This window comes from Pedobacter sp. AC464 (genome assembly GCF_979253075.1).
Genome location: NZ_CEEDBV010000002.1, coordinates 160,611 through 174,137 on the forward strand (window position 1 = coordinate 160,611; position 13,527 = coordinate 174,137).

Consider the following 13,527-nt stretch of genomic DNA (forward strand, 5'->3'; position numbering starts at 1 on the left):
TTATTTAAAGCTTGCGATTCTATTGATGCCTTTCCTAATGGGAAATCGTCTTTCTGCACAACAAAATTCACGTGATCAAAAAATGCAATGGTTTGCTGATGCGAAGCTTGGTATTTTCATCCATTGGGGCATTTATTCTGTAAACGGTATTTCCGAATCGTGGGCTTTTTATAATAACTACATCAATCACGATGCTTATATGAAGCAGCTTGAAGGTTTCGACGCTTCGAAATATAATCCGCAGGAATGGGCTGATTTGATTAAAGAAAGCGGCGCAAAATACGCTGTTATTACCACAAAGCATCATGATGGCGTTTCCCTATGGGATACAAAAGCACCTAATGCAACCGCCACACTTGCGAATAGTGCGGCAAAAAAAGACTTGATTACACCATTTATAAGCAGCCTGAAAAGAACCGGCTTAAAAACCGGCTTATATTTTTCGTTACCCGATTGGAGTTATCAGGATTACAATATTTTTACCCGCGAACGAAGCCGGTACGACATTAAAAAAGAGCCAAACCGATGGAACAAATTTTTAAACTATTACCAGGCGCAGGTTAGTGAACTTTCTAATTTGTATCATCCAGATTTGCTCTGGTTTGATGGCGATTGGGAACACAGCCCGGCAGAATGGCAAACCGATAAAGTAAGAAACCTGCTAACAGCGGATAATCCTGATGTGATCATAAATTCCCGGTTAGACAGTCATGGCGATTATGCAACGCCGGAACAAGGTGTGCCCGTGGTTAAACCACAAGCCAGATTCTGGGAATTATGTTATACGATGAATGATTCCTGGGGTTATCAGCCATACGACAATCATTATAAAACTTCTAACATGATAATCCGCACGCTTGTAGACTGTATAAGCATGGGTGGAAATTTGTTGTTAGATATTGGACCGAAAGCTGACGGCACTATTGCGCCCGAACAGGTAAAAATTTTGAAAGACCTGGGCAGGTGGACCAACAAACATGCAGAAGCCATGTACGAAACACAGGCTGGAATTCCGGCTGGCCATTTCGCGGGTAAAAGCACTCTGTCGAAAAATAAGCAGGTTCTCTACCTCTATCTTGATTATAAAAGCAAAAACGGCGTTTTGCTCAGCGGCTTAAAATCTAAAATAACAAATGTGGAACTGGTTGGAAATAATGCGCCGGTAAATGTGACAAAGTTGAATGAAACTGATTACAACTTTAGCTTAAAAGAGGATGGTTTTGATAGCGATGTCACCGTTCTGAAAGTGTCACTAAATGAGCCAATCGAACTTTCAGCAGCAAAACAAAAACCGGTATCGATAAATACCTTACTTGCTGATGCCGGGAAATCAGTCAATTTAACTAGAGTCAGCATCGATTTAAATAACGGTATAAATATTTTTCAAGGTACTAATCTGGCTGCTGATGGATTAAATTTCAAATCAGGCGTTAAAAATTTTAATGCCGAGGTAAACGACTGGATAATTAAAAATGCTGAGGCTTTATATAAAACCACTGCCGGCATTCCTGAAGGGCATTATCAGGGAAGAACGGCCTTATCTGCAGATAAGCAAACTTTATATTTGTTTGTTGAAGGCGAACCTACCGGACCGATTGCGATTAAAGGGTTGAAAAATAATATCAGCAGAATCAGGGTAGTAGGTGAAGGAACTATGCTTCCGCATGAAATTTATAATAAGTTATACTGGAGCAAAATTCCTGGAATCGTGTACATCCCAATTCCGAAAGATAAGCTCGACAAAAACCTCACAGTTATTGCCGTGCTCTTAGATGGACCTGTTAGCTTATATCGCGAAGAAGTTGGGGCCATAGAAAGCAATTTGTGATTATTTAAAAATTGTAAAATAGTTATTCAGCTTTATGATTATTCTTAAATTGCATTACTTTCGCTAATTATGCAGGCAAAATACATTTCCTACCAGGAAACCGGTTCCTTTTCGAAGTTAGTTTTAGATTATATTAACAACGAAGAGGCGCTCAAAGCTTTTTACAGTTACCGGCCCGACATGGAAGGCCTGGCTGAAGCGATTGAAAAACGAAAGTTTCTGGGCGATAGAAATGTTTTGGCTGATGTACTAAAACATCAATACAGGCATATTGCAGCCAACAAATCTGTAACAAAAAATATTGAGCTTCTCGCATCAGATAACACTTTTACAGTAACTACCGGCCACCAATTAAACCTTTTTACCGGTCCGCTTTATTTTATTTATAAAATTGTAACAGCCATAAATTTGGCCATCGAACTGAAAATAGCACACCCGGATAAAAATTTTGTTCCTGTTTATTGGATGGCAACAGAAGACCATGATTTCGACGAGATTAACCATGTAAGTGTTGATGAAAAAAATATTAGTTGGATACAAAATACCAACGGCGCTACCGGCAGATTAAGCACAAAAACGGTTGCCGCAGCCGTGTTGGCTTATCAGGGTTACCTTGGCATTTCTAAAAATGGAAAACGGATTGCAAAACTCGTTCAACAAGCTTATTTACAACATGATAACCTTGCAGATGCCACCAGATATTTAGTTAATAATCTCTTCGAAAAATACGGCCTCGTTATTGTTAACGCAGATGAGCCTTCGCTAAAAAAACTGTTTTCGGGCTTTGTTACCGCCGATATTACTCAGCATAACAGTTCAAAAAACATTAGCGAAAGCTCTGCTGAACTCGAATCATTAGGTTATAAAAGCCAGGTTAACGGCCGGGATATAAATTTCTTTTACCTTAAAGACGAACTCCGCGAGCGACTGATTTTTGAAAATGGGCAATATAAGGTGAATCATACTGATATCAGTTTTTCTGAAGAGGAGTTAAAAGCTGAAATTAGTAACCATCCCGAAAGATTTAGTCCGAATGTGGTAATGCGCCCGATGTACCAGGAAGTTATTTTGCCAAACATCGCCTACATTGGTGGTGGGGCTGAAGTTGCTTACTGGATGCAATTGAAGGCTAATTTCGATTTCTATAAGGTTGATTTTCCGGTATTGCTGCTCAGAAATTCGGCGTTACTTATCGATAAACGGAGTGCCGAAAACCTGTATAATTTAGGTTTTGCACTGGAAGACATTTTCTTGCCGGTTGAAGAGTTAAAAAACATCTGGGTGAGACGCAACTCTACTGCTCAACTCGCCCTGGCGGATGAAACGAGGGCTATAAACAGCATTTTTGACCAAATAAAGCTTAATGCTTACAAAATTGACAAAACGCTTTCGGTTTCAACAGATACAGCGAAGCAAAAAACGAATCACCTTTTAGCTAATCTTGAAAAGAAATTATTCAGGGCAGAAAAGCGTAAACATGAAACTGCTTTGATGCAGATTGAAAATGTAAAGAAAAGGCTTTTTCCAAACGGAACGCTTCAAGAGAGGATTTTAAACATTGCGCCTATGTATGTAAATTATGGTGAAGATTTTCTGTCATCCTGTATAGAAAATTTCGAACCATTGGGTGGCGATTTTACGCTACTTTTACCATAAAGAAATATAACAGCTGTAATATTCAACTTTAGCCAATAACATAAAGGCGTTATATTAAAAAGCTAAGCGTTGTAATTTATGCTGTGTTCCTTAATCAACAAATAAGAATGAACTTTATAACCTTTACCGAAACCAACCTTAGGGCTTTTACCTACAGCGTTTTCAAAAAAATGGGTTGTTCTGATGAACATGCCGAGTTGGCAACCGATGTTTTGGTGCGCTCAGATTTACGTGGAATTGATTCTCATGGCGTTGCTCGCTTAAGTGGTTATGTAAGGTTATGGGAGAAAAATAGAATTAATGCAACGCCTGATATCAGAATTGTACATGAAACGCCAACAACCGCTACCGTTGATGGTGATGCCGGTTTAGGCTTGGTTGTGGCACCTTTTGCAATGAAAGTAGCAATCGAGAAGGCTGAAAAATATGGTACTGGCTGGGTTTCAGTTAAAAATTCAAACCACTTTGGCATTGCCGGTTACCATGCTTTAATGGCTGTAGAGAAAGATATGATAGGCATCAGTATGACGAACGCCAGTCCGCTGGTTGCGCCAACTTACGCCAACGAAAGGTTGTTGGGTACAAACCCAATGTGTTATGCTTTCCCGGCCGGAAAAAATCCTGCTGTAGTTGTAGATATGGCTACAGCTGCCGCCGCAAATGGTAAACTGGAAATTGCCCAGCGGGCAAATAAAAGTATTCCTGACGGCTGGGTTCAGGATAAAAATGGAGAAAACTCAAACGACCCGAATGAATTAAAAAATGGCGGTTCGCTGTTACCTTTAGGGAGTGATAAAGACCACGGCAGCCACAAAGGTTATGGATTGAGTGCAACAGTCGATATTTTATCGGCAGTGCTTTCGGGCGCAAATTATGGCCCCTGGGTACCGCCTTTTGTTGCCTTTTTAGAACCGTCGGCAAACCCTGTTGGCGAAGGGCTTGGCCACTTTTTAGGTGCAATGCGTGTAGACGGTTTCCGACCTGCGGCCGACTTTAAAGAACATTTAGACAATTGGATATATCGTTTTAAAAGTGCAAAAACAGTAGATGCCGATAAAAAAGTAATTATTCCGGGTGAGCCTGAACATAAGTTTGAAGAGGAAAGAAAGGTAAACGGAATCCCTCTAATTGATGTTGTAGTAAACGATTTAAATGAACTTGCCCAGAAATTAAAAATTGAAGGCTTAAAATAATTTTTTATTTTTCGACCGTCAGATTAGCTTTCAACTGTAAATCCTTGCTAGATGAACCGATCATTATTCTGAAGTCGCTAGGTTCAATTTCCCATTTCAATTGCTTATTGAGTATCTGAAATGCCTCAGGGCCTAGCTCGAGTGTAACTTCCTGCTCCTCTCCGGCTTTAAGGTAAACTCTTTTAAAATTTTTAAGCGCCAAAACGGGTTGTGCAACGCTCGACAAAATATCCCGGAGGTATAGCTGAACCACTTCAGTGCCGTCATAATTGCCTGTGTTTTTAAGTTTGAACTTTACATAAACCTTGTCGCCAGCCTTAATTCTTTTTTTCTCAAGCGTTAATTCGCTATACTTAAACTGAGTATAACTTAAACCGTAGCCAAACGGAAACAGTGCTTCACCACTTAAATTATTGTAATCATCGCCACGGCCAGTTGGTTTATGGTTATATACCAGCGGCAATTGCGCTTCATGTACGGGGTAAGTTATAGGAAGTTTTCCAGATGGATTGGAATTGCCGAACAAGGTTTCAGCGACGGCAGTTCCACCAGCCTCACCGGGGTACCAGACATTTAAAATCGCCGGTACATCTTCAATCCAGTTTTGCATGTTTATCGCGCTCCCGCCAACCAGTAAAACAACTATCGGCTTGCCTGTTTTTGCCATTTCCTTAATCAGTTTCTCCTGGTTTCCGGGTAAATTCAGCATTGCCCTGTCGAGAAACTCACCTTCTTTTATACCAGCTGCAATTACAACTATGTCGGCATCTTTAGCCAGATTTTTCGCTTTTTCAAGCTCAGAAAATGCTTTATCTTCAACCTCGTAGTTCCAAACCAACTTAATGTGCGCATTTCCTTTAGGTTCCCTAAATTCAATTTTAACCGGATAAGATTTGTTCCCCTCGAATGTAAAATCTGCCAACCTTGTGTGGTAAGAACGCTTATCCCACTGGTCTATAAGCAAATTGCCATTGATAAATAAGCGGTAACCATCGTTTCCTTCCAAACCGATTTTATAGGTTCCTGATTTGGGGGCCTTTAAGTCACCCTGCCATCGAACAGAATAATTGTCGCTACTCAAATGCTCATCAGGAGCATAGAGCGTCCACATAAAATCCACTCGTTTATCAATTCTTTTAAACACGGGCGCTCCCGATAAATCTGTAGAATTAAAATATTCTGCTGATAAACCCTTCTTACCGCCTGAAAACAAAAAAGTTGAATCTATTACCACATAATCTTGAATGGTGCGAAAACTTCCCTGCGTATAATTAACGACCACATTTTTTGCGTAACTTTTGATACCATCCAAAATACTGATTTTCCCTTTTCCTGTGCCACTGTATCCACCCAAACGAGCTTCAGTTGCATCTTCACCTAATACCAAAATGTTTGATTGTTGCTTTAAAGGCAAAACCTGTTTGTTGTTTTTTAGCAAAACAAAAGATTCCAAAGCCGCTTGTTTAACCAGTTTTTTATTAGAAAAATCAGTTAGCGAAGCCTTGGCATCGCTTTCAGAAACGTAAGGATTTTCAAAAAGACCTAACTCGAATTTTGCACGCAATACCCTTGAAACAGCATCGTCTATTCTTTTCTGAGGGATGCTACCATTTAGAAAGGGAGGAATGAAAAGCTTGTAATGGTCATACTCAACCTGAAAAATAACATCGAGGCCACCGTTAAACGCTTGTACCGTTGCTTCTTCATAATTAGCTGCAGTGTTGTGGAGCACATTCGCCCCTCCTACTGCGCCGGCATCCGAAATTACAAAACCCTTGAAACCCCATTGCTTTTTTAAAACATCCGTTAAAAGCCAGTGATTTGACGTAGCGGGCGTTCCATCAACGCTGTTGTAAGAAGTCATCACCGAACGAATGTTTACATTTTCAACCGCATCCTTAAATGCCGGGAAATGAATTTCCTCTAAAAATCTTTCATTCTTTTCTATTGGGTAACTGTCCCGGCCACCATCTCCAACATTAGCAATGAAATGCTTCGGCGTTACGACCACATTTTCCCTTTCTATTGCATTCATGAAAGCGTGCCCGAGTACCTTTGTTAAATATGGATCTTCGCCATAAGTTTCTTCCGTTCTCCCCCAACGCACATCATCGGCAATGTTGATAACAGGCGCTAACACATCTCGAATACCCCTTAATTTCGCTTCCTTGGCGATGGATTTGCCTATTTGGGCCATCATTAAGGTGTCAAAGGTAGCTGCAAGACCAATCGACTGAGGAAAAGCTGTTGCGCCTTGTCGTACTAAACCATGTAAAGCCTCGTCGAAAACGAGCATTGGAATGCCAAGCCTTGTCTCTTTTAAAAAATAACGCTGAAGCTGATTTACTTTTTTCGCGAGCGTAAAGGCATTCTCAGTTGAATTGTAACTCAACATTTGCTGGGCTTCGCCGCCACCGCCCGACTGTGCACTAATTTGAAGTCCAAAAATTCCGTTTTTATAGATACCATTTTTTATTCCGTTAACATCGCCCGGAACCATAAATAGCTGCCAGAATTTTTCCTCAGGCGTCATCCTCGATAAAAGATCCTTTACCCGTTCATCGATACCTATTTTTGGATTTTTATAATTTGCCTGCGTATTGATTTTGTTTTGCTGGGCAAATAAGCTACCATTTAAAGTAATTAAAATAAGGAGGATGATAACGGTTTGGGATTTCATTTTATAATTTTAATATTAGTTTTGAGGACTAAACTCAAAAGCCAGAGCAGAATTTGAATTTATATTTTTTGGAATCTCTAAACTAACAGTTCCGTTCGCTTCCTTCCATTTTACGTTTTTACCCGTCGAAATTAGTTTAACATCCGATCCTTTCTTTGGTACATTCCCGCTCCAGTTAATTTTAGCTGGCAACTTCTCATCAGCTGTTAAGCAATAGATTGCAAAAAGTTTTTTACCATCCTTAGCCTGTGTAAACCAGGTTTGCCCGCTGTGGTAGTTTTTTGCAGCCCTTGTATTGTAAATGGCCTTACCATTGATGGAGGTCCACTTTCCAATATCTTCTAGTTTTTTTGTCACCTCAGCAGGAAAAGTTCCGTCAGGTTTTGGCCCGACGCCTAGCAGCAAGCTGCCACCTTTTGCTACAATTTCCACCAACTTATTAATAACTTCCGAAGCAGATTTGTAGTTGTCGTTTGGCACAAATCCCCATGCCCCACCCAACGTCATGCAACTTTCCCAAGGATAGTCTAACTGTTTTTCGGGAATCTTTTGTTCAGGAGTTTGGTAATTTTCATAGGGCCCGTGAACGGTTCTATCCACCATAATTAAACCAGGCTGCGCTTTTCGTGCCATGTCTGCAATTTTTGGCATATCAATGTCCTGACTCCATTTTGGGATATTTGCGCCCCAGGACAAAACTTCTGCATTAACGGATTCGAGTGGACGAACCCAGCCACCATCAAGCCACAAAATATCTACGTTACCATAATTGTGCATCAGCTCGCCGATTTGGTTGTAGGTGAAATCCTTAAATTTATTCCATCTCCACGGATATTTTCTTATGTCGTAATTGTTGTTTCTGTCCGCCGTAGCGTATTTCTGCCACCAATAATATTGAGAATGCCAGTCGGGTTTAGAGAAGTAAGCACCAATCATAAAACCTTCCTTTCTAAAAGCGTCGAAAACATATTTAGCAACATCAGCTTTAGGGTTGTTGGCAAATGGGCCTTTAGCTATACTAAAATCAGATTGTTTTGTATCAAACATGGCAAAACCGTCGTGGTGCTTGGTTGTAAATACGAGGTATTTCATGCCTGCGTCCTTTCCTGCTTTTGCCCACTGGGTTGGGTCGAACTTTGTAGGATTAAACTTTTTGCTAAAATCCCAGTACCATTTCTTGTAGTCATCATAAGAGATAGTCGAGTCTCGCTCAATCCAATCTTCAGAACAAATAGACCATGATTCTATAATACCTGGAACTGCATACAATCCCCAATGAATAATCATTCCAAACTTTTTATCCTGCCAGTTATCTAATTTCTTTTTCACTAATGGATCAGCCGGCGCTTCGTAATGCGAAGATTGTGGCATAATGTCGTTTTGCTGGGCGCTTGCAAGCTTAGCTATTGCAATTAAACTTGTTAATAAAATGTATTTTACCTTCATTACATTTTTGAATTATTTTTTTTCATTTTTACATTTTGCAGCTGGTAAGCGGCTATAGCCCTACCCTGCACTTGCCCGTTTTCTATTGCAGGCCTATAATGAATGCCGCCGTACAGCCTGCTTATAGCCGCTTCATTTGCAGCATCATTAAACGAAGCAAACTTTCTTACGGGCAGGCCATAGTCGATTTCGGTATTGTCGTCAAAGTTAAAATTATCGCCAAAAATTTTGGTTAAAACCACCGCCGCAGCTGTAGATGCAACGCTATGTCCGCTTGGATATTCGGGAAAAGGTGGTGTTTGTAGAATAGGTTGCCAGCTTTCATCAATATTGGCATTTATAAAAGTTTCAGGCCTGATGTAATTACGCCTGTATTTTTCATCCCAACAACTGATAAAGGCATCGAAAAGCGAAATGCATGTAGCAGTATAAGTGTAGCTGCTTTGCGCATAGCTTAGTTTTTTCGTTCTGCAGGCAATGCCGGCAATGGATATCCAATGTGCCCCTGGCGATATCTTTTTCGTTGCATAATTCATGTGCCCGTTTACATTTAAAAAAAACGGGTTACAATCCCAAAATTTGGCAATACTTAGATTCTGACTATTTAGATTCTTAACCGTGAGGTATACCTCGTTAGCGTTTGCATAAAACGGACTGTCTTTATCTTTGCTGTAAACTGGTGGAGCGGCAGGTTTAAACTGATCAGCTGTTTTTAAAAAAAGTGGCCTGATCTTATTCCAGTAAGGTTCAACGGCAGGCATATAGCCCGGAGGCGTTGGCGCCCAGTTACCTTCTTTTTTTACAATGCTGTAGCGTCTTGATTTTCGGGTTTCCTTATAATTATCTTTATCAACCCAGAATAAAATAGAATCGGCAACTGTTTTTCCATACGCCATAGAATTTTCTACAACATCGTCCGGATAACCTTTCGTTTTATACCATTTTAATATGCTGTTTAGGCTATCGAGCGCTACCGCATCAGAAAAAACAAGCCTTTTAGCAACCTGCCAATATGCATAAGTTGATGACAATGAATAGCTTATCTGCTTGGGACTGAGATTCGGTATACCGCTAAAACCGTTTAACTGGCCGGTTAAAGACAATAACTGCTTATCTTTTTTAGCTTGAACCTCATAGGCGGCTATGTTTGCGTAAACAAAAATCCGGCTCGCAACGGGAGGTGAAAATATATCATTTACAATAACATCAGACAGCGCTTTTTGCGACCTGTGCAAAGGTGTTGGGTCGCTTTCACTACTTTGCCATTGGGCATTTACAGTTATGTGAATACAAAAAAACAAAAGGGTTAAACAGGTTTTCATGATTCAGTTTATTAGTTATTAACTTTAATTACTTGTGCTTCATCGTTGTTTTTGACTACAATGATTCGCTTTGAAGGGCCATTAATTTCGAGCATATTGCGAACATCGCCATCAATATACAGCCCCGATTCATAGGGAGAGACAGCTTTGAAGTTCCCTTTTCCATCGCCAGTTAAAAGCAAACCCAAACTTGCATCAGCCTGCCCGAGCTGAACCCTGTAAGGATAAAAATTCCCGCTCAACACGATATCTTTTATGCCGTCTTTATCAAAATCATCGATCACAATTCCCCAAACTCTCGAAAATTGAGCTTCAACAGGTAAGGGTTTTACAGAGAATTTTCCATTACCGTCATTAATCAGTATAAGTGATTGAAGCTGTTTGCAATAAAATTTTTGACTTTTATCTATTTGCTCAGGAGTGAACAGCTGATCTATAGAAACCTCAGCGTAAGACCGATAATTTAAGAATTTCTTTTTGAACTGAACCATCTGGTCGAGTAGTTCGTCTCTCGAAGCCATCGGGTAGTTTTTGCCTTGTATATAGTAGCACATGATGGGATCTAAAACGCCGTCTTTATTAAAATCGGCAGCAAAAATCGTCATTGGTTGTTCTTGCGTTGTTTTGTATTGATTATTTATGCCGCAATTGCCTACCACAAAGTCCATCTTACCATCGCCATTTACGTCCATGGCAGAAATCTTGCTCCACATCCCTTCGGTATTTTTTAACCCAGCATCTTCATCTTGTTTTAAGCTGCCCTTACTATTTTTAAATATCATCAACGGCATCCAATCGCCCCCTATTAAAAGTTCGGGGTAACCATCTTTATTTAAGTCTTGCCAGAGTGCCGTAACCACCATCCCGGGATATTCCAATTCTGGTGCAAGTTCTTTGGTTATATCTATAAATTTGACAACACCGTTTGCGGTTTCATTTTTAAGCAAGAAACTTTTGCTGCATAAGGGAAACGACCCCGGTTTACTCATACCACCGACAAAAACATCTATTTTTCCGTCGTTATCAAAATCACCGGTAGAAATTGCCTGCTTACTACTTAACATTTTAGGTAAAGCGCCTTTAGCTTTGCTAAAATTGCCTTTACCATCGTTTAAATATAGGCGGTCCTGATATTCAGGCGCACCGTCGTCATATTCATTGCCACCACTTACAACCCATAAATCAACTGACCCATCGCCATTGGCATCGAAAAAAACGGCGTTTACATCTTCGCTTTGTGCATCTTCTTCCCAACATTTGGAATCAGCAACATTGAAACTTCCATCTTTCTGCGCTATAAATAACTTTCCCGGTTGGCCGATTGCGCCGCCAATAAAGACATCTTCAAGTCCGTCCTTATTAACGTCTGCTTTAGCCATAGCCGGACCAAATTTCGACAACTGGTAAGGCAACAGGGTTTCCCCTTTAAAATCAATAAATTCATTTTCTACATGCTTGTATTGTAAATGAGATTGCACTGTTACATCAGTAAAAACAGGCTTTTTCGCAACAGCATCATTTTTTATGATTTTGGCTTCCTCGTATCTGATCGTGAGCAATTGATTGGATTTTACGTTTTGTAGCAAACTTTCCTTCCCATCTGGCCAAACAACTCTAACGCGATCTGCCTTATTTTGGCTTCCCAACCCGAAGCAGTTTATTGGATCTACGCTTGATTGGTAACCACGTACGACATATTTTTCCTGGTATTGCGAGTTCTCTGCCGACTTTATATAAATTTTGGCACCCAAAGCTTCCGTATTTAATCCAAAACCTACTAATTTGATTTTTAAATAATTGGATTTGGATTGTTCTGCGTTATTTTTATAGACCATTACAGGAGCGTTAATGGTACAAATTATCAAATCCAAATCTCCATCATTATCCAAATCTGCGTAGGCAGAACCATTAGATACAGAAGGTGCAGAAATACCCCAATCTATTGTTTTATTGGTAAAGGTTAAGTTTCGGTTATTGGAAAAAATATAATTAGAAATTTGATTCGAAGGCATTTTTTTCACCAAATCGAATGTCTGAAATTTCAAATTTCCCTGCTTTAACGACTCCTTTTGCGCATTTGAAACCGTATATTTTAGAAAATCCATATCGGTAAAATCCCTCAGATAGCCATTGGATATAAATAAATCTTTCCAACCATCATTGTCAAAATCGGCAAAAAGTGGTGCCCAGCTCCAATCGGTATTGGAAACACCAGCCAGCTGCCCGATTTCACTAAAGCGCAAATACCCATCCTCTGCGGTACCTTCATTTAAATGCAGCATATTTCGCATTTGCTGTTTATAGTAACCGCTATCTAACAATAAATGATACTGGTCGTATTCATCAGCGCCTTTGAGTAGTTTTTGCCGGCGATTATCTTCCGGCAACATATCCAAGGTAACAATATCGGGCCTCGAATCATTGTTGTAATCGGCTATATCAGCGCCCATCGAATACTTGGATATATGCTTTAATGAATGCCGGATGCGCTCGGAAAAAGTGCCGTTTTTATTATTTATGTACAGGCAATCTTGTTCGGTATAATCACTGGATGTATAAACATCAGGCCAGCCATCATTATTTATATCGCTTACGGTAACGCTTAGTCCAAAATTTAAGGCATTATTTATAATTCCCGAACTTAATGTAACGTCCAAAAAAGCAGGCTTACCATCTTTGGAATCATGTCTGAACAGGCGGTTTCCAAATTTCATATTTGGGGTTGCCCGTGTTTTTCTGGTATTTAAGAAGGGTTTATAGGTTTGATTGGAGTGATTGAGCAGAAACATGTCTAAATCGCCATCATTATCGTAATCAAAAAACGCCGCCTGGGTAGATTGAGTTCCAACGGCATCAAGGCCATAAGCGGTCGCCATTTCTTTAAAAACAGGCTGCCCGGCTTTTAAACCCAGGTTAATAAAAAGCTCATTTTTAAGCTTATCATCAGGGAACTTGCCCGAATGGCATACATAAATATCAGGCAAACCGTCGCCATTAATGTCTACCACACTAACACCCGTTGCCCAGGTGCCATTTCCCTTTACGCCAGCCTTATTCGTGATGTCGTCGAACTTAAAATTGCCTTTGTTAAGGTACAACTTATTGTCGCCTGAGTTTGATGAAAAGAATATGTCACACAGTCCATCACCATTAAAATCCGCAATACCCACCCCTGATCCATTATAAAGATATTCGTAATTCATGATATGCAATGAATCCGTTTCTATTACCTTATTTACAAAACTGATATTCGTTTCTTTAGAAAGCATCAACGTAAAAAGCGTGTTTTGTGCCTTAACCAAACCCACGGTAAATATTAAAACAGAAAACAGGGCTGGAACAAATAATTTAATTTTCATAATGTTTTAATTTGCTGGGATGTTTTCTCTGGCAATAAATTTC

The 13,527-nt window shown here is 40.0% G+C and carries 7 protein-coding genes; 3 read left to right on the forward strand and 4 right to left on the reverse strand.

The genetic code is table 11. From position 1 onward, the window contains the following. Positions 1-82 precede the first annotated feature (82 nt). From AC0IWT_RS11395 to AC0IWT_RS11405, 3 genes are all read left to right on the forward strand, one after another. Complete coding sequence (locus AC0IWT_RS11395; protein ID WP_471797305.1) at positions 83-1,828, forward strand: alpha-L-fucosidase; 1,746 nt, start codon at positions 83-85, stop codon at positions 1,826-1,828. A 69-nt stretch (positions 1,829-1,897) separates the two neighbouring features. Beyond that, the gene (gene bshC / locus AC0IWT_RS11400) at positions 1,898-3,484 is read left to right on the forward strand and encodes a bacillithiol biosynthesis cysteine-adding enzyme BshC (RefSeq protein ID WP_471797306.1); all 1,587 of its coding nucleotides are present in this window, start codon (positions 1,898-1,900) and stop codon (positions 3,482-3,484) included. 107 nt (positions 3,485-3,591) lie between these two features. After that, positions 3,592-4,677, forward strand: coding sequence for an Ldh family oxidoreductase (locus AC0IWT_RS11405; protein ID WP_471797307.1), 1,086 nt, complete (start codon positions 3,592-3,594; stop codon positions 4,675-4,677). A gap of 4 nt (positions 4,678-4,681) precedes the next feature. Here AC0IWT_RS11405 and AC0IWT_RS11410 read toward each other — a convergent pair whose 3' ends face one another. From AC0IWT_RS11410 to AC0IWT_RS11425, 4 genes are read right to left on the reverse strand one after another with little or no spacing between them, the layout of a single operon-like run. After that, on the reverse strand, positions 4,682-7,357 hold the full coding sequence (locus tag AC0IWT_RS11410; RefSeq protein ID WP_471797308.1) for a glycoside hydrolase family 3 N-terminal domain-containing protein: 2,676 nt from the start codon (positions 7,355-7,357) through the stop codon (positions 4,682-4,684). A 15-nt stretch (positions 7,358-7,372) separates the two neighbouring features. Continuing rightward, positions 7,373-8,803: an alpha-L-fucosidase gene (locus tag AC0IWT_RS11415; protein ID WP_471797309.1), complete on the reverse strand. Its 1,431-nt coding sequence runs from the start codon at positions 8,801-8,803 to the stop codon at positions 7,373-7,375. Then, entirely contained in the window at positions 8,803-10,125 is a 1,323-nt protein-coding gene (locus tag AC0IWT_RS11420) for a vanadium-dependent haloperoxidase (RefSeq protein ID WP_471797310.1), read from the reverse strand. The genes AC0IWT_RS11415 and AC0IWT_RS11420 overlap by 1 nt, the downstream gene beginning before the upstream one ends. Before the next feature lie 11 nt (positions 10,126-10,136). Then, the gene (locus tag AC0IWT_RS11425) at positions 10,137-13,484 is read right to left on the reverse strand and encodes a VCBS repeat-containing protein (protein WP_471797311.1); all 3,348 of its coding nucleotides are present in this window, start codon (positions 13,482-13,484) and stop codon (positions 10,137-10,139) included. Positions 13,485-13,527 lie beyond the last annotated feature (43 nt).

Coding starts and splice junctions, on each gene's coding strand:
- AC0IWT_RS11420 (WP_471797310.1), bottom strand. CDS start 10,125: ATGAAAACCTGTTTAACCCTTTTGTTTTTTTGTATTCACATAACTGTA.
- AC0IWT_RS11395 (WP_471797305.1), top strand. CDS start 83: ATGCAATGGTTTGCTGATGCGAAGCTTGGTATTTTCATCCATTGGGGC.
- AC0IWT_RS11425 (WP_471797311.1), bottom strand. CDS start 13,484: ATGAAAATTAAATTATTTGTTCCAGCCCTGTTTTCTGTTTTAATATTT.
- AC0IWT_RS11415 (WP_471797309.1), bottom strand. CDS start 8,803: ATGAAGGTAAAATACATTTTATTAACAAGTTTAATTGCAATAGCTAAG.
- AC0IWT_RS11410 (WP_471797308.1), bottom strand. CDS start 7,357: ATGAAATCCCAAACCGTTATCATCCTCCTTATTTTAATTACTTTAAAT.
- AC0IWT_RS11405 (WP_471797307.1), top strand. CDS start 3,592: ATGAACTTTATAACCTTTACCGAAACCAACCTTAGGGCTTTTACCTAC.
- bshC (WP_471797306.1), top strand. CDS start 1,898: ATGCAGGCAAAATACATTTCCTACCAGGAAACCGGTTCCTTTTCGAAG.